Annotated in this window: 19 protein-coding genes; 9 read left to right on the forward strand and 10 right to left on the reverse strand. The window is 70.0% G+C overall.

Features of this window, described 5'->3' with window-relative positions:
* Together ACVBEQ_RS27240 and ACVBEQ_RS27245 are read right to left on the reverse strand one after the other, a co-directional pair.
* On the reverse strand, positions 1 to 215 hold a 215-nt coding region (locus tag ACVBEQ_RS27240), incomplete at its 3' end, for a response regulator (protein ID WP_447156565.1).
* A 102-nt stretch (positions 216 to 317) separates the two neighbouring features.
* Positions 318 to 1,019 carry a hypothetical protein gene (locus tag ACVBEQ_RS27245; RefSeq protein ID WP_447156566.1) on the reverse strand — a complete coding sequence of 234 codons (702 nt, stop codon included), beginning with the start codon at positions 1,017 to 1,019 and terminating at the stop codon, positions 318 to 320.
* Positions 1,020 to 1,234: 215 nt separating this feature from the next.
* Between ACVBEQ_RS27245 and ACVBEQ_RS27250 the strand changes: the two genes are divergently transcribed.
* Positions 1,235 to 1,987 carry a VIT1/CCC1 transporter family protein gene (locus ACVBEQ_RS27250; protein WP_447156567.1) on the forward strand — a complete coding sequence of 251 codons (753 nt, stop codon included), beginning with the start codon at positions 1,235 to 1,237 and terminating at the stop codon, positions 1,985 to 1,987.
* A gap of 4 nt (positions 1,988 to 1,991) precedes the next feature.
* On the opposite strand, the gene ACVBEQ_RS27255 is transcribed toward ACVBEQ_RS27250, so the two are convergent.
* On the reverse strand, positions 1,992 to 3,071 hold the full coding sequence (locus ACVBEQ_RS27255) for an Rv2578c family radical SAM protein (protein ID WP_447156568.1): 1,080 nt from the start codon (positions 3,069 to 3,071) through the stop codon (positions 1,992 to 1,994).
* A 77-nt stretch (positions 3,072 to 3,148) separates the two neighbouring features.
* Between ACVBEQ_RS27255 and ACVBEQ_RS27260 the strand changes: the two genes are divergently transcribed.
* A complete protein-coding gene (locus ACVBEQ_RS27260) occupies positions 3,149 to 4,099 on the forward strand; it encodes a S1C family serine protease (RefSeq protein ID WP_447156569.1) in 951 nt (316 codons plus the stop codon).
* A gap of 5 nt (positions 4,100 to 4,104) precedes the next feature.
* On the opposite strand, the gene hisS is transcribed toward ACVBEQ_RS27260, so the two are convergent.
* Both hisS and ACVBEQ_RS27270 read right to left on the reverse strand, forming a co-directional pair.
* Complete coding sequence (hisS, locus tag ACVBEQ_RS27265; protein ID WP_447156570.1) at positions 4,105 to 5,367, reverse strand: histidine--tRNA ligase; 1,263 nt, start codon at positions 5,365 to 5,367, stop codon at positions 4,105 to 4,107.
* Position 5,368: 1 nt separating this feature from the next.
* Complete coding sequence (locus ACVBEQ_RS27270; RefSeq protein ID WP_447156571.1) at positions 5,369 to 6,082, reverse strand: MBL fold metallo-hydrolase; 714 nt, start codon at positions 6,080 to 6,082, stop codon at positions 5,369 to 5,371.
* Between the two features lie 147 nt (positions 6,083 to 6,229).
* On the opposite strand from ACVBEQ_RS27270, the gene ACVBEQ_RS27275 reads away from it, so the two are divergent.
* The 3 genes from ACVBEQ_RS27275 (at position 6,230) to ACVBEQ_RS27285 (ending at position 7,844) form a co-directional block, all read left to right on the forward strand.
* A complete protein-coding gene (locus ACVBEQ_RS27275; RefSeq protein WP_447156572.1) occupies positions 6,230 to 7,177 on the forward strand; it encodes a peptidylprolyl isomerase in 948 nt (315 codons plus the stop codon).
* Between the two features lies 1 nt (position 7,178).
* On the forward strand, positions 7,179 to 7,505 hold the full coding sequence (locus ACVBEQ_RS27280) for an antibiotic biosynthesis monooxygenase family protein (RefSeq protein ID WP_447156573.1): 327 nt from the start codon (positions 7,179 to 7,181) through the stop codon (positions 7,503 to 7,505).
* A 72-nt stretch (positions 7,506 to 7,577) separates the two neighbouring features.
* The gene (locus ACVBEQ_RS27285) at positions 7,578 to 7,844 is read left to right on the forward strand and encodes a metal-sensitive transcriptional regulator (RefSeq protein ID WP_447156574.1); all 267 of its coding nucleotides are present in this window, start codon (positions 7,578 to 7,580) and stop codon (positions 7,842 to 7,844) included.
* Here ACVBEQ_RS27285 and ACVBEQ_RS27290 read toward each other — a convergent pair whose 3' ends face one another.
* From ACVBEQ_RS27290 to ACVBEQ_RS27305, 4 genes are read right to left on the reverse strand one after another with little or no spacing between them, the layout of a single operon-like run.
* Complete coding sequence (locus ACVBEQ_RS27290; RefSeq protein WP_447156575.1) at positions 7,845 to 8,411, reverse strand: SHOCT domain-containing protein; 567 nt, start codon at positions 8,409 to 8,411, stop codon at positions 7,845 to 7,847. It abuts the gene before it with no gap.
* An 18-nt stretch (positions 8,412 to 8,429) separates the two neighbouring features.
* Positions 8,430 to 8,966: a hypothetical protein gene (locus tag ACVBEQ_RS27295; RefSeq protein ID WP_447156576.1), complete on the reverse strand. Its 537-nt coding sequence runs from the start codon at positions 8,964 to 8,966 to the stop codon at positions 8,430 to 8,432.
* 43 nt (positions 8,967 to 9,009) lie between these two features.
* Positions 9,010 to 9,774 (reverse strand): sulfite exporter TauE/SafE family protein, encoded by a 765-nt coding sequence (locus ACVBEQ_RS27300; protein WP_447156577.1) that lies wholly within the window; start codon positions 9,772 to 9,774, stop codon positions 9,010 to 9,012.
* Positions 9,775 to 9,787: 13 nt separating this feature from the next.
* Positions 9,788 to 12,208, reverse strand: a complete 2,421-nt coding sequence (locus ACVBEQ_RS27305) for a RelA/SpoT family protein (protein WP_447156578.1) — start codon at positions 12,206 to 12,208, stop codon at positions 9,788 to 9,790.
* 387 nt (positions 12,209 to 12,595) lie between these two features.
* Here ACVBEQ_RS27305 and ACVBEQ_RS27310 point away from each other — a divergent pair, with 387 nt between their 5' ends.
* From ACVBEQ_RS27310 to ACVBEQ_RS27320, 3 genes are all read left to right on the forward strand, one after another.
* Complete coding sequence (locus ACVBEQ_RS27310; RefSeq protein WP_447156579.1) at positions 12,596 to 14,320, forward strand: sensor histidine kinase; 1,725 nt, start codon at positions 12,596 to 12,598, stop codon at positions 14,318 to 14,320.
* A gap of 11 nt (positions 14,321 to 14,331) precedes the next feature.
* On the forward strand, positions 14,332 to 14,541 hold the full coding sequence (locus tag ACVBEQ_RS27315) for a dodecin (protein WP_447156580.1): 210 nt from the start codon (positions 14,332 to 14,334) through the stop codon (positions 14,539 to 14,541).
* A gap of 92 nt (positions 14,542 to 14,633) precedes the next feature.
* Positions 14,634 to 14,909 (forward strand): DUF4242 domain-containing protein, encoded by a 276-nt coding sequence (locus ACVBEQ_RS27320; RefSeq protein WP_447156581.1) that lies wholly within the window; start codon positions 14,634 to 14,636, stop codon positions 14,907 to 14,909.
* On the opposite strand, the gene ACVBEQ_RS27325 is transcribed toward ACVBEQ_RS27320, so the two are convergent.
* A complete protein-coding gene (locus tag ACVBEQ_RS27325; RefSeq protein WP_447156582.1) occupies positions 14,886 to 17,885 on the reverse strand; it encodes an ATP-binding protein in 3,000 nt (999 codons plus the stop codon). The genes ACVBEQ_RS27320 and ACVBEQ_RS27325 overlap by 24 nt on opposite strands.
* 168 nt (positions 17,886 to 18,053) lie before the next feature.
* Between ACVBEQ_RS27325 and ACVBEQ_RS27330 the strand changes: the two genes are divergently transcribed.
* Positions 18,054 to 19,403: a vanadium-dependent haloperoxidase gene (locus tag ACVBEQ_RS27330; RefSeq protein WP_447156583.1), complete on the forward strand. Its 1,350-nt coding sequence runs from the start codon at positions 18,054 to 18,056 to the stop codon at positions 19,401 to 19,403.
* Positions 19,404 to 19,531: the final 128 nt, after the last annotated feature.

Here is a 19,531-nt window from a genome sequence, read left to right on the forward strand (position 1 = left end):
TCGTCCCGCAGCCGCCGGCTGGCCTGGACGCCGTCGATGCCGGGCAGGTTGACGTCCATCAGGATGAGGTCGGGACGCAGGGCGGGCACCGCGGCCAATCCGTCCTCGGCGGAACCAAGGGCACCGACGACCTCGAAGGACTCGGTGGCGTCCACCACCGCTTCCGCGGCAAGGCGGAACGGCGACTGGTCATCCACGATCAGCACCCGAACCATCTCGCCCTCCTCCCCGCACACGGTCCGTGCACAAGCGGAGAGGCGGAATGCGGTCAGCCGCACTCCGCCCGGGGGTTACCCCCACATCCGCCGTCACATCGGTCAGCCGATCCGGTTCCGCCTGGTTCCGACGAACACCAACGCGCCGCCGACGATCATCGCAGCGCCGCCGATGACGACAATGGTGAGCCAGATTCCGGTCGAGTCGGGCAGCGACGCACCGATCTCCGCCGACGTCAGGATCCCTGCGGACCCGTCGGCGTTCATCACGACGACCTCGTAACGACCGTCCGCGATCGCCCAGCTCAGCTCGGCCCGGTTCGACGACTCGGACGACGCCACCCAGAACGACTGGTCGCCGGGCGCCTGTGCCTCGGCCGATCCGTCGGTGCGGGTGGTGTTCAACCGGTACGGCGACAGGTTCAGGTCATCGACCCGTTCGGTGGCCACCCCGGCCAGGTACCGGTTCACCTCCGCTGTCGGTCCGACCCCGACGAAAACCCCCTGCTGTCCTACGTTCTCGGCCCACAGTTGCAGTGTCGGGGATCCGGCGATCCCGCGGAAGTCGTCGACGTCGTCGATCAGGCCGAGGTCGGCGACGACCGCCGAAGTCGGTGATGTGATCGGGTGCAGACCGGAGCTGACGGCCTGGCCGGCACCGAACAGGGCCAGCAGGGCGGCACCGGACACCGCCGTCAGGAACCCGGAGACGAGCAGGACGACACCGACAATCATCGCGGCGGTACCGCCGCGGGCGGTGTTCCGGCGTGGTGCGGGCGGTGCGGTGAACGTTGTGGTGGACATGACGTGCTCCTTCGTTCGGTTGTCCCGCGGAGTTGCGGTATGACCACGAAGGTAGGAACTCGGCGGGCCCGTCACGATGGCGTTGACCGCTCGACGCCCGGTGCACGGGCGCACGGCTCGCGGTGGTCAGCCCCCGGCACCCGGGGGGTCAACCCTCCCAGGCGTTAGCCGATCCTTATCGAGAAGCGCTTCCGGGATCGGCCTAACGTTGAACCGTGAATCTCCACAAAAGCCCCGATGGGGCACCGCCCGACCCGACGCTCGGAGCGCACCCGGACGAGCCGCACAGGCTGGGTCTGGCCGGCCGGCTGAACTGGCTGCGCGCCGGGGTGCTGGGTGCGAACGACGGCATCGTTTCGACCGCCGGCCTGGTGGTCGGCGTCGCTGCGGCCACCACGGACCGCGGCGTCATCGCCACGGCGGGCATTGCTGGACTGGTGGCCGGTGCCGTGTCGATGGCGCTCGGTGAGTACGTGTCCGTCAGCACCCAGCGGGACACCGAGAAGGCACTGCTGGAGAAGGAGCGCCGGGAACTCATCGAGAGTCCTGACGAGGAGTTCGCCGAGCTCGTCGGCATGTACCGGGACAAGGGCCTCAGCGAGACCACGGCCACCCTGGTCGCGACCGAACTGACCGAGCGGGACGCGTTCGCCGCACATGTCGACATCGAACTGGGCATCGACCCCGACGAGCTGACGAACCCATGGCACGCCGCCTTCGCCTCCGCGATCGCATTCACCCTGGGGTCGGTGCTCCCGCTGCTGGCCATCCTGCTGCCGCCGGCGAGCGCCCGGATCCCCACCACGTTCGTCGCGGTGCTGCTGGCGCTCGCCCTCACCGGCACGATCAGCGCGCGACTCGGCGGGGCCGGTCAGGCCAAGGCCATCGTCCGGATCGTGATCGGCGGCGCATTGGCCATGCTCGTGACGTACGGCATCGGTCAGCTGCTCGGCGCGACCGGAATCTGACCGCTCAGAACAGCGTGGGCGTCGCTGCCGGCAGGCTCCCGGCCGGGAATTGGGCGTCCCGATCCCCCGGCACCCCGCGGACGGGGTTGTCGCCACCGGACAGCTCACCACCGGCCGACGGCCCCAGCCCGAATTGCCTGCTGATCGACCGCACCCGCTCGGCCAGCGCCTTCCGGTAGTCCGCCGGCAGGTTCGACCCCCGCGAGTACAGCTGGCGGTACCGATCGGTCAGGTCGGGTCGATTCTCGCCCAGCCAGCGGAAGAACCATTCCCTGGCACCCGGCCGCAGGTGCAGGCCGATACCGCTGACCCCGGTGGCGCCGGCCTCCGCGAGCTCGGCCATCAGCGCGGTGATCTGTTCGGGTGTGTCGGTCAGGTGCGGCAGCAGCGGCGCGATGAACACCCCGCACGGCAACCCGGCGTCCCGGATCCGGCGCACCAACTCGAGCCGGCCCCGCGGTGACGGCGTACCGGGCTCCAGGGTTGACTGCAGGTCCGGCTCCAGCAGCGCGAGCGAAACCCCGATACCCACCGGTACCGAACGACCGGCGGCGGCGAGCAGCGGGAGATCCCTGGACAGCACCGTTCCCTTGGTGAGGATGGAGAGCGGTGTCCCACTGTCCGCGAGCGCGGAGATGATGCCGGGCATCAGCCGGTAACGTCCCTCGGCGCGCTGGTAGGGGTCGGTGTTGGTGCCCATCGCGACGTGCTCGCGGCACCATTTCGGCGTCGACACCTCCTTGCGCAGAACGTCTCCGATGTTCACCTTGACAACGATCTGGGTGTCGAAGTCCTGACCGGTGTCGAATTCCAGGTAGGAATGCGTCTTGCGGGCGAAGCAGTAGACGCACCCGTGGGTACAGCCGCGGTACGGGTTGATGGTCCAGCCGAACGGCATCGGCGAGTGACCGGGGACCTTGTTCAGCGCCGACTTGCTGTGCACCTCGTGGAACGTCACGCCGGCGAAGTCGGGGGTCCGGACGGTGCGGACCAGGCCGGCGAGCCGGCCCATTCCCGGCAACGCCGATGCGTCCTCGATCTCGAGCGCCCTGCTCTCCCATCGCATTCCGGTAGTCGAACACATGTTCTCACCAGGTGCAATCCGCCGATGGCGTAACGATGGAACCCCTGCGCCGCCGGATCGCGACGTTCAATTGATGCATGGACGAGGCACTGGACGCGTACTCGCGGGTCGTCACCGGCGTGGCGCAGGCCCTCATCCCCCACGTCGCCGCCGTGACGGTCCGGGGTGACGGGCGGGGCCGGTCGGCGGAAGGTTCCGGTTCGGCGGTCCTGTTCGCGCAGGCCGGGTACCTGCTGACCAACGCGCATGTGGTCAGCGGTGCCACCGGCGGTTGGGCGGAGTTCGCGGACGGCAGCCGGACAGCGATCGACATCACCGGGTCGGACCCGCTTTCCGACCTTGCGGTGATCCATGCCACCGGCGACATCCCCACCGGGACAGTGGTTCTCGGCAACGCCGACGACCTGCAGGTCGGTCAGCTGGTGGTCGCGGTCGGCAATCCACTCGGGCTGGCCGGTTCGGTCACGGCCGGGGTGGTGAGCGGCCTGGGTCGGTCGTTGCCGACCCGATCCGGGCGGGCCGGTCGGGTGATCGAGGACGTCATCCAGACCGACGCGGCGCTCAATCCGGGTAACTCGGGCGGTGCGCTGGCCGACTCCTCGGGCCGGGTGGTCGGCATCAACACGGCGGTGGCCGGTGTGGGCCTTGGGCTGGCGGTGCCGATCAATGCGACGACGCGGCGGATCATCACCGCACTGATGACTCAGGGCCGGGTGCGTCGCGCCTACCTGGGCCTGGTCAGCAGGCCCTCCCCGCTGCCGCCGGAACTCGCCGCGAAGACCGGGCGCAGGACGGGACTGCGGGTCGTCGAGGTGGTCAGCGGGTCACCGGCGGACCGCGCCGGGCTGACCGGCGGCGACCTGCTGCTGACCGCCGCCCGGCTGCCGGTGACCGACGCGCAGAGCCTGCAGCGCCTGCTCTTCGACGACGCCATCGGACGACCACTGCCGATCACGGTCTGGCGGCGCGGCGCGATGGTGGACGTGATCACCGCGCCGGTGGAGCTGACGAACGTCGACGCCGGCTGAGCGGCTCAACCCTGCAGGACCACACGGACCGCGGCGACGACATCTCCACTGGGGCAGGGGTTCTGCTCGCCGGTGGCAAGGTTCCGGACGACAACCGTGTCGGATTCCAGCTCCCGTTCGCCCACCACCAGGGCCACCCTCGCCCCCGAGGCGTCGGCGGCCTTCATCGCCGTCTTGAGGGCACGCCCTCCGTAGGCCATGTCGGTTCGGATCCCCGCCCGCCGCAGTTCCCCGGCCAGCCCGGCCAGCCGCAGCGAGGCATTCTCCCCCATCGGGACGCCGTACACGTCGCACCTGCTGAGCGTGCCGACCCGGACTCCCTCGGCCTGGGCCGCGAGCAGGGTGCGGTCAACGCCCAGCCCGAAACCGATGCCGGACAACGACTGTCCGCCGAGTTCGGCCATCAGCCCGTCGTAGCGGCCGCCGCCGCCCATGCCCGACTGGGCGCCGAGTCCCGGGTGCACGAACTCGAAGGTCGTGCGGGTGTAGTAGTCGAGGCCGCGCACCATCCGGGGGTTGAGCACATAGCTGACCCCGAGGGCATCCAGGACGCCGCGGACGCGCTCGAAGTGCTCGCGGCAGGCGTCGCACAGGTGGTCCATCATCAACGGCGCGTCGGCCAGCAGCGCCTGCATCGCCGGCCGCTTGTCGTCCAGCACCCGCAGCGGGTTCTGCCGGGCGCGGATCGCCGTGGCCTCGTCGAGGTCGAGTCCGGCCAGGAACGCGGTCAGCCGGTCCCGGTAGGCGGGCCGGCAGGTGGCGTCGCCGAGGGAGGTCAGGTCGAGCCGGAACCCGGACAGCCCGACGTCCCGGAATCCCTCGTCCGCGACGGCGATCACCTCTGCGTCCAGCGCTGGATCGTCGCTGCCGACCGCCTCGACGCCGACCTGCTGCAGCTGCCGGTAGCGCCCCGCCTGCGGGCGTTCGTAGCGGAAGAACGGGCCCGCATACACCAGCTTCACCGGCAGCGGCCCGCGGTCGAGGCCGTGTTCGATGACCGCCCGCATCACCCCTGCGGTGCCTTCCGGCCGCAGGGTGACGGAGCGGCCGCCGCGGTCGGCGAAGGTGTACATCTCCTTCGAGACCACGTCGGTGGACTCACCGACGCCCCGTGCGAACAGTGTCGTGTCCTCGAACACCGGTAGTTCGATCGGCGAATAGCCGGCCCGGTCGGCCGCGGTGATGAGCGTGCTGCGAACGGCCGCAAAGGTTCTCGAGACGGGTGGGTAATAATCGGGGACGCCCTTCGGCGCGTAGAACTCGACCATGTCAGTTCGTCCCGGACCCGCCCTGTGCGTGCCGGGCCTGAGCCAGCGCGGCCGGCGTCAGGAACGGATTACCGGCCCGTTCCGCGCCGATCGTGCTCGATGGCCCGTGCCCGGGCAGCACCACGGTTCCGTCGGGCCGGCTCAGCAACCGGTCGGCGATCGACACCAGCTGCTGCGAGGTCGATCCGCCGGGCAGGTCGGTGCGTCCGATCGAACCGGCGAACAGGGTGTCACCGGTCAGTAGCACCTCAGGTCGATCGCCGTCGGCCGCCACCCGGATCGCCACCGAGCCACCGGTGTGACCCGGGATGTGATCGATGGTCAGCGGCAGGTCGGCCAGGCCGGGATCCTGCAGGTCGTGGAACGGGAGCACCGACGACGGCCGGAGCCCGTCCATCGGCCGGCCCGCCAGCAAGGAGCGCAGTTCTGGCGACAGCGCCGCGAGCGGGTCGTCCAGCATGTAGTCGTCCGCGGGATGGATGTAGGCGGGGATGTCGGCCCAGCGGCAGACGTCGCCGGTCGATGCGGTGTGGTCCAGGTGCCCGTGGGTCAGGAAGACGGCCACCGGCTGCAGGCTGTGCTCGGCGACGAGCTCCCGGAGCCCGGCCAACGCGTCCTGACCGGGATCGACGACGATGCACGGGGCACCGGGACCGGTGGCGAGCACGTAGCAGTTCGCCTGGAACGAGCCGGCCGGAAACCCTGCGATCAACACCGGCCCACCCTATCGTCGTGCTCGGACGCAGATGTCACACAGCGCGTTCACACTGTTTCCTCCGGGAGCCGGTCGCGCCGTCACCTAGACTCCGGCCGGGTTCCGCCTTGTCGCGCGGAGCCCGATCTGATCGCGGGAGGACCAGGCGTGCCCACCAACCAGCAACGTCGCGACGCGGCGAAGCGCAAGCTGCAACGTCAGCTCGCACGACGTGAAGAACTCGACCGCGCCCGCCGGCAACGGCTGGTGATCATCGGCGTGGTCGCCGCCGTGCTGGTCATCTCCGGCGGCATCTGGCTGTTCGTCACCCGGGGCGACAGCGACACCGCGTCCGACGCGACGACGGACACCTCCGCCTCCGAATCGGCGGCCCCGACGACGCCGTGCTCCTACCCCGCCTCCGGGACGGCTGCCAAGGAGGTCAGCGCGCCGACCAACCTCGAACCACTGAACTCGGGCACCGTCGACTCCACCATTGTGCTCAACGGGGAGGACGTCCCGGTCAGCCTCGACCGGGCCGCCGCGCCGTGCGGGGTCAACTCGTTCCTGTCGCTGGCCTCGCAGGGCTTCTACGACAACACCGACTGCCACCGGCTGACGGTCAGCGACCAGCTCAACATCCTGCAGTGCGGTGATCCCACTGGACAGGGCAACGGCGGGCCGGGCTACAGCTTCGCGACCGAGGCGCCGGCGGACGGCAACTACCCGGTGGGCACCGTCGCACTGGCCAATGCGGGCGCCGACACCAACGGGTCGCAGTTCTTCATCGTCTACGGCGACACCACGCTCTCACCGGAGTACACGATCATCGGCAAGGTCACCGGGGAGGGGATGAAGGTGGTCGACGGGATCGCCGCTAAGGGTGTCGAGGGGGGCGCCCAGGAGGGTCCCCCGGTCGAGAAGGCGACCATCTCGAAGGTGACGGTCCCGGCCGACGCACTGGAGGGCACCGGCACCTACGAGTCCGCGACCCCGTCGGCGGAGCCGGGCGCATCGGGCGAGGTCATCCCGACCGATGCCCCGGTGAGCGAGGCGCCCGCCACCGAGTCTCCCGCCACAGAAGCTCCCGCGACCAGCAGCGGCGGGGCCGGCTGACATGACTGTTCTCAAGATCAACGCCATCACCGTGCCTGCCGACAGCGGCGACGAGCTCGCGAAGCGGTTCGCCGCGCGCGCCGGCGCGATCGACAACCAGGACGGCTTCGAGGGTTTCGAACTGCTGCAGCCGACCGACGAGCGGACGACCTGGCTGGTGATCACCCGGTGGCGGGACGAGGAGTCCTTCCAGAACTGGGCGTCGTCACCGGCGTTCGCGCACGGGCACCGTTCGGGGGCCGAGCGTCAGGGCGGCGACGCACCTCCCCCGGTGGCGGTCAGCAGTGAGCTGTGGTCCTACCGGGTGGCCGGCGGGTCAGCCGGCTGAACCGGTGACCGGCATACCCGCAGGGGTATCGTCGGCACGGTCCCGCACATTCGCGCGATCGAGGAGGACGACATGGTGCAACTGGCGCCCGAGAACCTGGGGGCCGTGGTCAACCGGCTGCGCCGCGCCCAGGGCCAGATCGGCGGCATCCTGAAGATGATCGAGGACGGCCGCGACTGTCAGGACGTCGTCACCCAGCTCGCGGCGGTCAGCCGGGCGCTGGACCGGGCCGGCTTCGCGGTCATCGCCGCCGGCCTCAAGCAGTGCCTGCTCGAATCGGGCGGGGTCGACACCCTGGACACCAAGACGATGGAGAAACTCTTCCTGTCGCTGGCCTGATCAGATCTGCCCGAACAGCTGTTGCTTGCGGATTTCGAACTCCGCGTCGGAAACCGCCCCGGCCCGGTGCAGGGCCCGGAGTTCGGCGAGTTCCTCCAGCGGATCCCGGACCTGCGCAGGCCCGTCTGGTGGTTGAGCGGTCGCCTGCTTGATGGCCTCGCCCAGCGTCTCGGCCTGATTGCCCAGGATCTGGTCCACCATCAGGTCCCCGTCGTCCGCGCCGATCTCCAGCACGCCCAGCCCTCGGTGCCGGCGCCAGCTGACGGTGGTGATCCGCGACAACTGGACCGAGCGCACGATCGAACGGTCGGCGGCCTTCGGGGCGAACAGCAGCCGGCCGGAGGTGAGCGTCAGCAATCCGATGGCGCCGTCCAGGCGCGCCTCGACCAGCGCGATCACCCGCTCGTCCGGGTCCAGCAGCTCACCGAGGGCGGGGATGCCGGTGTCGGTCTGCTTCCCGAACGCGGTCCGGTCCGCGGCCTGGATCAGGTCCTCGCGGACGCCGTGGTTCCGTAACCGCTCGGTGAGGGTCGGGATCTTGAACCACCGGCCGAGTGGGTTGCTCATCGGCCCGAGTATCGCCGATCAGTGCGTCAGGTACACCTTCAGCCCGCTGATGGCCGCGCCGACGACGGCCATCCCGATGCCGATCGCGAAGATCCGCACAGAACTCCGCTCGTTCCGGAGCCGGGCGACCACGATCCCGGTACCCGCGATCCGCAGCAGCACCACCGCGTCCGCGAGCAGCACGGCCGGGTCCGGTGCCAGCCACCCCCACCAGCCCGCCAGCAGGATGACCGCGGGCAGCAGGCCGGAGGTCAGGATGGGCAGCGATTCCCGCGCCAGCCGCAGCACGTTGCGGGCGGTGACCGGTTCGGGGTGCTTGACCTGGTCGCCCATCGTCTCGGCGAAGACGTGCGCGACGAACGTCGACAATGCGGTGCCGAGGACGAGCCAGAAGGCATGCCCGTCGGTGACGTCCGCGGTCGAGACCACCGCCAGGGCCGCCAGCACCAGCACGTTGCCGTAGACGTACGCGGTCGTGCGGCGGGCGCCGTCGGCGGCGTCGAGCGGATGCCGCCGCGCCCAGAGGGGCCGTTCTGCCGGGGACGTCTGCGCCATGGCCGAACCCTATGACGCCGGGTGTCCGGATCGGCGGACGGCGCTACCCGTACGCCTCGATTCCGAGCCGGATCGCCAGCCCGACACCGGCCGCCCCGATCAGATACCGCAGCAGGGTCGCCGGAGCACGCCGGACGACCATCGGGCCCACTCTCGACCCGATCAGGCAACCGATGCCCAGCGGGATGGCCGCGGCCCAGCTGACCGGCGCCAGCACGATGAACAGCACGGCGGCGATCGTGTTGGCCACCCCCAGCAGCACGTTCTTGTAGGCGTTCGCCCTGGCCAACGCCGCGTGCGTCGTCCGCAGCAGCAGGGCCAGCAGCAGGACCCCCGCCGCGGCACCGAAATAGCCGCCGTAGACGGCGATCAGCAGGATCGCCAACGATTCGAGCACCCGGGCCCGCAGCGTCGGATCGACCGGCCCTGCGGACTCGGGGGGCGGCGGCCGGCGCGGGATCAGGATGGTCAGCGAGGACAGGCCGAGCAGCCACGGCACGACCTTCTGGAATCCGTCGGCGGGTGTCGAGAGCAGCAGCACAGCACCCAGCACACCGCCCAGCGCCGCCACCGGCATCAGCGCCCTGAGCCGCCGGCCCTGGCCCTTCAGCTCCGGCCTCGACCCCAGCACGGAGCCGACACCGGCGAAGACCAGCGCGACGGTGTTGGTGACGTTGGCCGACACCGGCGACAGTCCGACGGCGAGCAGCGCCGGGTAGGTGACGAGCGAGGCAAGCCCGGCGATGCTGCCGGTCAAACCACCGAGAACACCGGCGCCGACCAGCAGGGCGAATTCCAGCGGGGACACCTGAGAGATCCTCTCAGGCGCTGGTCACCCGGTAGACGTCGTAGACACCCTCGACGCCACGCACCGAGCGCAGCAGGTGACCGAGGTGCTTGGGGTCGGCCATCTCGAACGAGAATCGCGAGATCGCCATCCCGTCCTTGGACATCGACAGGTTCGCCGACAGGATGTTGACCTTCACGTCGGCCAGCGTCTTGGTGATGTCCGACAGCAGCCTGGCCCGGTCCAGCGCCTCGACCTGGATCGTCACCAGGAAGACCGAGGCGGACGTCGGATCCCAGGTGACGTCGACCAGTCGTGCCTTCTCCTCGCGCAGCGATGCCGCGTTGGTGCAGTCCACCCGATGGACCGACACCGCGCCGCCCTTGGTGATGAACCCGAGGATGAGGTCGCCCGGTACGGGCGTGCAACACCGGGCGAGCTTGACCTGGATGTCGCTGATGCCCTTGACCAGTACCCCGGCGTCGCCGGTCGGCCGGCTGCGGCGGCGGGTCACCGACGGTGCGGACCGCTCCGCGACCTGGTCCCCTGCCTCCTCCTCACCGCCGAGGTAGGACACCACCTTGCCGACGAGAGTTGCTGCGGAGACGTGATTCTCACCGACGGCGGCGTACAGCGCCGCGATGTCCCGGTAACCGAGGTCGTGCCCGATGGCGGCCATCGCGTCGTGCGACACCAGCCGCTGCACCGGCAGGCCGGCCCGCCGGGCCGCCTTGGCGATGGCCTCCTTGCCGAGCTCGACCGCCTCCTCGCGGCGGGACTTGGCGAAGTACTGCCTGATCTTCGTCTTGGCGCGCGACGACGCGACGAAGCTGAGCCAATCCCGGCTCGGGCCCTGGGTGGGTGCCTTGGAGGTGAAGATCTCGACGAACTGACCGTTCGACAGCGTGCGCTCCAGCGGCACCAGCCGACCGTCGACCTTCGCCCCGATGCACTTGTGGCCCACCTCGGTGTGCACCGCGTAGGCGAAGTCCACCGGTGTCGAGCCCGCCGGCAGCGTCTGGATGTCGCCCTTGGGGGTGAAGACGAAGATCTCGCTGTGCGCCATCTCGTAGCGCAGGTTGTCCAGGAACTCGCCGGCGTCGCCGGCTTCCCGCTGCCAGTCCAGCAGTTGCCGCATCCACGCCATCTCGTCCACCGATGCCCCCGCACCGGTGTGCGTGCCGCGGGTCTCCTTGTAGCGCCAGTGGGAGGCGATGCCGTACTCGGCGGTGTGGTGCATGTCGTAGGTGCGGATCTGCACCTCGAGCGGCTTGCCCTCCGGCCCGATGACCGTGGTGTGCAGTGACTGGTACACCCCGTACCGGGGTTGCGCGACGTAGTCCTTGAACCGGCCCGGCATCGGCGCCCAGAGCGCGTGCACGACGCCCATTGCCGCGTAACACTCGCGGACGTTGCCGACCAGGATGCGCACGGCGACGAGGTCGTGGATCTCGTCGAACTCGCGGCCCCTGGCCTGCATCTTCTGGTAGATGGAGTAGTAGTGCTTGCCGCGGCCGACCACCTGGCAGGCGATCTTGGCCGCGGACAGCTCGGCTTCCAGCTGGCTGGTCACCGCCGCCAGATAGGTGTCCCGGGAGGGTGCCCGGTCGGCCACCAGCCGGACGATCTCGTCATACCGCTTGGAGTGCAGGATCGAGAACGCCAGGTCCTCGAGTTCCCACTTGACGGTCGCCATCCCGAGCCGGTGGGCCAGCGGCGCCATCACCTCGAGGGTTTCCCGCGCCTTGCGGGCCTGCTTGTCCGGCGGCAGGAACCGCATCGTGCGCATGTTGTGCAACCGGTCGGCCAGCTTGATGACGAGCACCCGTGGGTCCTTGGCCATCGCGATGATCATCTTGCGGATGGTCTCCGCCTCGGCGGCGTCGCCGAAGTGCACCTTGTCCAGCTTGGTGACGCCGTCGACCAGGTGCGCGACCTCGTCGCCGAACTCCTTCGTGACGTCGGTCAGCGTGTACGGGGTGTCCTCGACGGTGTCGTGCAGCAGGGCCGCGACCAGCGTGGTGGTGTCCATCCCGAGGTCCGCCAGGATGGTGGCCACCGCCAGCGGGTGCGTGATGTAGGGGTCACCGGACTTGCGGAACTGGTTGATGTGCGCCTTCTCGGCGACCTCGTACGCGCGTTGCAGCAGCTTCGTGTCGGCCTTGGGGTGCAGCCCGCGATGGACGGCGAACAACGGCTCCAGGACGGTGCGGGTGGGCGTCGCGTTCGCCCGCTGACCGCTCATCCGGCGGGTCAGCCGGGCGCGTACCCGGCGGCTCGCCGACGGCGTCGGGACGTCGGGCGGCGGCTCGACCTCGGCGGCCGGCGCAGGCGCGGGATCCTCGGTGCCGGCCGGGTCGGGTTCGGCCGTGACGATGCCGGCCCGGGCGGCCTCCGCGGCGTCCGCACCCTCGGGGCGCGCCTGAGCGAACCGGCCTTCGACGTCCGAACTCATGGCACCCCCTTCGGGCAGCGCTGTAACTACAGACGGGTCAATCGAGCATAACGCTGTGGCACCGCCCCGCCTTCCCCGTGCCGCACGCCGGTGCCGGCGCGGGTCGGGGACCCGGATCGCACCGGACGGATGCGGCGCACGGGCCTCGGACGGTCCCTCAGTGGTCGTCACTGACGGTGACACCACCCGGGTTCACTCGACCCATCATCAGCCGTCAGCACCGCGGCCGGTTGAGCACCCTGTCAATACTCCACAGTTTTCCGGGTGTTTTTTGGACCAATCTGCACGTCGGCGTGAACAATTCGGTGCGCGTCCGTATTCTCCGCTCGATCCAGCGGACCGTGACACACTCGAATGATGGGCGACATCCTTTCCGACGATGGTGGAATGAACAGGGACGTCGCCATCAGATCCGACGGGGACACCCTGTCGGGACGCCGTATTTCCGAATTGCTCGGCGAGGTTCACGAACGCATTGACGAGGTCATCGGGGCAACCCGCGAACAAATGAATGTGCTGTTGACCTCGATGATGGCGGTGTCCTCCGGCCTGGAACTGGACGCCACGCTGAGTCAACTCAACAGGGCGGCGATCGAACTGGTCGACGCGAGGTACGGCGCACTGGGCGTCTTCGGGCCGGGCGGCGAGCTGAGCGATTTCATCTTCATCCTCGGCGACGCCCCGGAACAGCTGGGACGGGGTGATCTGCTCGCCGACGAGGCGAGGCAGGCCCTGCTGGACGATCTGGCCGCCCATCCGTTCTCCGCGGGTTTCACCTCGAGTGTTTCCTCCACCCGCCGCTACCTCGGTGTTCCGGTGTTCGCCCGGGGGGAGATCTTCGGAAGGCTCTACCTCACCGAGAAGGACACCGGTGGGGGGCTGACCGCCGACGACGAGATCGTGGTGCGGGCACTGGCCGCCGCCGCCGGGATCGCGGTGGAGAACTCGCGGCTGTACGAGACCGGGCGGCGTCACCGCCGGTGGTCCTCCGCCGTCGAGCAGGTCACCACCGCGCTGCTCAGCGGCGGGGATTCCCAGCAGGCGCTGCGGCTGATCGCCACCCACGCCCGCGAGCTGACCGGGGCGGACTACACGTTCGTCGCCCTGCCGGACGACCTCGAGGAACCACCTCCCCCTGACGACGACCCGTCGATGGCCATCCCGCCCTCCCTGCGGGTCACCGTCGCGGTCGGAACCGACGCGGAGGGCGCGATCGGGCGGCGGATCCCCATCTCGGGTTCGACGGCCGGCTCGGTGTTCGCCGACCGGCAGGCACGATCCGTTCCGGAACTCGCCTACGACCTGTCCGAGGGCCTGGGTATCGATTTCGGTCCGGCCCTGGCGCTGCCACTGGGGCTCGGTGACGACCGGCTGGCCGGCGTGCTGCTCACCGTGCGCCGGCCCGGCGCACACATCTTCGACGACCTCGAATTGCAGATGGTGTCGTTGTTCGCGGGGCAGGCGATGCTGGCCCTGGAACGGACGACGAACCAGTCGTCCCTGCGCGAACTCGAGGCACTGGCCGAACGGGACCGGATCGCCCAGGACCTGCACGACCACGTCATCCAGCGACTGTTCGCCGTCGGGCTCGCCATGGAGACGACGCATCAGCTCTCCAGCGCCCCGTCGGTGACCCGCCGGCTGGGCGACCACGTCGATCAGGTGTATCAGGTGATCGACGAAATCCGTTCCGCCATCTTCGATCTGCAGACCCAACCGGCCCACAGCCAGCTGCGGACGACGCTGCACCAGGTGATCACCGACCTGACCGCGGACAGCTCGCTGCAGACCACCATCCGGATGTCCGGCCCGCTCAACGCACTTCCGGACGATTTGGTGAAGCACGTCCGTGCCGTGGTCCGGGAAGCCGTCAGCAACGTCGTCCGGCACGCCGACGCCGGCGATCTGGCAGTGACCATCTCGGTCGGCGACCGTGTCGTCATCGACGTCAGCGACGACGGTGTGGGGATCGCCGAAACCGTTGCCACCAGCGGTCTGCACAACCTGCAGATCCGGGCGGCCGCGGTCGGCGGGTCCTGCACGGTCAGCCGTCTCGAGACCGGTGGGACCAAACTCCTGTGGGCCGCTCCGCTCGCCCGTGCCGCGGTCTAGCATTCGGCCCCATGAGCCAACATGTGTACGGAGTCACCGAGATCGTCGGGACGTCACCGGACGGCGTCGACGCAGCCATCGAGGTAGGGGTGGCGCGGGCTTCGGCCACCCTCCGCGGCCTCGACTGGTTCGAGGTGACGGAGATCCGCGGGCACATCCACGAGGGCCGCGTCGGCCACTACCAGGTGAGCATGAAGGTCGGCTTCCGGATGGACGCGTAGGGGGCCGATCGGGTGGGAAACGGGGCACTTGCCCCGGTTTGCGAGTAGGTTTCGCCGCGATCGGGGTTTCCGGAGCGGGGAGGCTGAAACCTGTGCCCATGTTCATGATCGAGCGGCGCTACGCGGAAGAATTCACCCCTGACGCGGACGGTGCCGCGCAGGTGCGGTTGATCAACGACGACGAAGACGTGCGCTGGCTGTACTCGTTCCTGTCGACGGACAAACGGAAGAGTTTCTGCCTCTACGAGGCCGATTCCGCGGAGGCGATCAGGCGCGCCGCGGTCCGTTGCGGGCTGCCCGCGGACGCCGTCGTCGAGGTCGGGAACAAGGTGCTGCCGGACGGCTCACTGCAGCCGGTTGCGGGCTGACGGGCGGGGCGGCGGCCGGTCGCCGAGCAGGCCGTGCGCGGAGGCGAACATCGCCGCCTGAGTCCTGTTCCCGGCTCCGGTTTTCATCAGGATGCTGCGTACATGGTTCGCTGCGGTGTTCTCGCTGATCGCCAGGCGCTGCGCTATCCGACGGTTGCTCGAGCCGTCGGCCAGCAGTCGCAGCACCTCGGTCTCCCTGGCCGTCAGTCCACCGGCGGCGGGCGACTGGGCCTCGGGCCGGGCCTCGTCGAGCAGTCGCCGCACCCTGGCCAGGCCGTGCTGGTCGCAGAGCCGCTGGGCGATGGAGCGCTGCTGTTCCGCGCGACAGGAGCGATCACCGATGCGCTGCAGGTGGGCGACTTCCGCGGCCAGCGTGGTGGCCACGTGTACGGGCGATCCCATTCGGGCGTCCATCTCGAGCGCCGTCGCGAAGTGGCCCCCGGCACTGGAGATACCGAGCAGCGACTCGAGGGCGCCGATCTGTCGATCGGCGCTGCCCACCATGGCGAGGAACTCGCCGCCCATCAGGTTGAGGCCCGCGTATTCCAGCGCCAGCGGATGCAACCGCCGGGCGGCGTCGCTGTCGGTCAACCACACGGCGGCCTCGGACATCAGTGACAGCACCAGTGGCCAGGTTGCGGACACCTTCAGCCTGTTGAGGTCCCGATCGAGCAGCGCATCCAGCAATCGCTGAGCGGGTGCACTGAGCCCGAGTTCGCAGTACAACCCGAGCAGACCCGGCGCCCAGTTCGCCTCGATGCTCTCGTCCCCGCTGATCAGTGGGCGAACCGTCTCCAGCCCGCCGGTCTCCCGTCGGACCATGAAGCTCTGCAGGCTCGAGGCACCCTCGACGTCGCGGCCCGGCTCGAAGTGCCGGCCGAAACCCTCGGCCTCGGTGGCGATGCGTAGCGCGACGTCGAATTCGGCTCGCAGGAAATGAATCCCGAAAGTCACGCAGGATACGACCCATTCCCAGAAGTCCTGCCCGGTCGCCCTTGCGGTCCTGGCCAGGTCGCTGTGGGCGGCCGCCAGACCGCTGGGGTCGCCCTGGACATAGCAGATCGCGGCGCGGTGATAAGCGGCCGGCCCGAGGTGCCGCAGATCCCGGATCCGCTCGGCGAGCACGGTGACTTCGGTTGCCCGCGCGAGCTTCTCGGGCAGAGCGTCCGGGCCGACGCTGGTCTGCAGGCCGATCTGCAGCACCGCCGCGAGCAGCCGGTCGTCGCCGGTTTCCCTGGCCAGGGTTGTCGCACGCTCCCCCAGGGCGCGGGAGCGGTCCACCTCGGCGGTGAAGGCGCTGGCCCTGCCCAACGCGGCCAGACCCCGGATCGACAGGGGGTCGTGATCGTCGAGCGCCACGCTGTGCAGGGCGTCCGTCAACAGCTCGACACTCCGCTCGCCCGGCTGACCACTGCGCCAGGAGGCCGCCTCGTAGCCGATTGCCGCGCGCAGTCGGTCGGTGCCCGATGCGGTGGCGGCCACCGCTTCGTTGAGTTCACGGGCGCGGCCGAGCCGGGAGGAGCGCAGGTAGCCGCGAGCCGCTCGCAGCCGGAGCTCGTCGCGGACGGCGGGTTCCGCCGCCATCTGCGCCGCCCGCTCGAACAGCCGCGCCGCATCGCCGTGCGCGAAGGCCGCCTCGGCCTCCTCGGCCGCCGCCGCCAGGTAGTGGACCGCCTTGCCGGCGAACCCCAACGCCGCCGCCTTGGCGTAATGGTGCGCCAGCCGCTGGACCCGCAGATCGGCAGCCGGCATTCCCTCCAGAACATCGGCTACAGCGGCGTTGTCCCTGGCCTCCTGGAGGTCGCCCAGCAACTCCAGCACCGCCTGGCGGGCCAGACCGTGCGGGAACCGGTACCTGCCGTCGGACCCGCGGACCGGCTCGACCAGGCCGAGGGCTCCGGCCGCTTCGAGCCCGGCGAAGGTCAGCGCCGGGGAGTCGGCGCGCCCGTCGACCCCCCGCACCGTCGCCAGCAGGCGGACGCTGAATTCCTCACCGATCACCGCGGCGACCTCGACGGTTCGCCGGTGCTCCGGCGGCAGCCCGGACAGCCGCTGGGACACCGTGTGCCGCAACGACTCCGGCGCCTGCGGGTCCAGATGGGCCAGGGCGGCTAGGCCGCCGCGGCCGGACAGATCACGCCACACCTCGCGGATGAGGAACGGATTGCCGCCGGTCAGGTCCCGCAGCATCGCGGCGGCACCGCGGACGCTGCGCCCCTTCGACCCGGCGAGATCACCGAGATAGTCGGTGATCTCGTCGGTACTGAGACCGTCCAGGTCGATCCGGTGAACGCCGTCGAGCCGGTACAGCTGCGCGACGGTGGCGACCAGGCCGGCCGAACGATCCGGTGCTCCGGTGCGCTGGGTCGCGATGATCAGCACGGCAGAGTCGGTCGTCCGGGCGACCAGGTGGTGCAGCAACTGGAGAGCGCCGTCGCCGGCCCACTGCACGTCCTCCAACACCAGCACGACGGGCCGCGCGGCAGCCGCCGCGACGACCACCTCGGCGCACGCCTCGAACAACTGGCGCGCGAACTGGTGGTCCCCGGTGTCCGGCATCTCCCCGGGCATGCACGGCCGGGCGAGACCGGCCAGCATGCGCAGTGACTCGAGGTACAGGTCACCGGAAACGTCGGCACCGCCGGCACCGCCGACCGACAGCGAACCGTCGGCAATGGCACCGGCGAAGATGGTGAGCGGTTCGACGAAGGGCTGGTACGGCGCGCCGAGTGCCGACACGCAGGTGCCCAGCAGGACGGCCGCGCCCTGTGCGGACAGCTCCGTCGCCGCCTCCGCCACCAGACGGGACTTGCCGACGCCGGGCTCGCCACCCACGAAAACCGCCTGACGGATGCCCCGGGAGGCGAGCGCCCACGCCTCCCGGAGCGCGGCGGACTCGTGCTGCCGTCCGACGAACGGCGGCTGCGACGCCTGCGCCCAGCGGGCGGGCGGTCCGGGGCAGTCCCAGCCGGCCATCGGGCCGACGCTACTCGGGAGCCCGGCGGCCCGTCGATGGTCAGAATTGACCATACGAAGGGGCACGCGGACTGCCTTTTCTGGTCATGTCGTGGTCCGGCGCCCGCGGGACGCTCGTCCGGTTGGGGTCCGCCACCCGGGCGGTCCTCGTTCGGAGGTGAGGTCCGTATGCGCCCACAGGTTCGTCTTCTCCTGGTGTTGTCGCTCACGGCGGCGATGCTGGTCCCGCTGACCGGCCCCGTCAGCGCGGGCGGTCAAGCGCGGTCCGGCCCCGCCGGATCCACGGCGGTGCAGGACTGGAACGCGACCATGACCACGGCCGCCTTCACCTGCAAGCTGACCGATGCCCCACCGATCGAGGCCCGGCTGTACGCGATGACGCAGATCGCCGTCCACGACGCCCTCAATGCCATCGACCGGCGGTCGGAGCCGTATGCCTACCATCCGCGAGTGCGGCACGGCGCCTCCGCACCGGCTGCCGTCGCGGCGGCAGCGAGCACGGTCCTGAACGCGGAGTTGGCCGGCTGCGGCGCAGGGCTCGAGGTCGTCAAAGATGCCCGTGACCACGCCCTCCGGGCGATCCCGACCTCGGCCGCCAAGACGGCCGGCGTGCAACTGGGCACGGCGGCGGCCAAGAAGATCCTGCACAAGCGCAGCCACGATCGCGCGGCCCTACAGATCGCGGACCCGACGGTGGAGGATTTCCCGCAGGGCACCCGTCCCGGCGAATGGAGATTCACCCCCGGCCCCGACGGAAAGACGTTGCTGGAGTTCGCCTTCCTGCCGAAGTGGGGCACCGTGAAGACGTTCGCGCTGCGCAACAGCGACCAGTTCGAGCCCAGTGGCCCGTACCCGCTGCGGAGTCGCGCCTATGCCAGGGACTTCAACGAGGTGAAGGCGCTGGGCAGCACAACGTCGACCCGGCGCACTGCCGAGCAGACCGAGATCGCGCGCTTCTGGGTCGGCAGCGCACCCACCCAGTGGAACAACATCGCCAACACGGTCTCCCGGTCGAAGGGTCACCACGACATGTGGACCGACGCCCGGATGTTCGCCCTGCTGAACATGGCGATGGCCGACGGCTACATCGCAAGCTTCGACACGAAGTTCGAGGTGCTGTTCTGGCGCCCGGTGACGGCCATCCGGGCCGCCTCGACGGACGGCAACCCGTGGACGAGGCAAGACAAGAGCTGGACGCCGTTGGAGTACACCCCGCCGATCCCCGACTACGAATCAGCGCACGCTGTCGAGGGTGGAGCGGCCGCCGCGGTGCTCGCCAGGTTCTTCGGCGACCGGACTCCGTTCGCGAACTGCAGTCCGTGGCTGCCGGATCCCAGCACCGCGTGTGGCGGGGCGGTGCGCCACTTCCGCAGCTTCTCGCAGGCTGCGGACGAGAACGCGGCGTCACGCGTGTATGTCGGCTTCCACTTCCGCAAGGGCGCCGACGACGGCAACCAGCGCGGTGACCAGATCGGCAACTACACCGTCCGGACTGCGTTGAAGGTGCTGCACAGATAGCCGGGGTGGTGGGAGGCGGCGTTCAGCCCAGCAGGCGAACCCGGAGGCGCCGGAGCACTCCGTCGTCGATTCCGATCGCGTCGAGGTAGCCCTCGAACGAGCCGAACGCCGCATCCGCCGCATCCCAG

The organism is Nakamurella sp. GG22, from assembly GCF_052976845.2.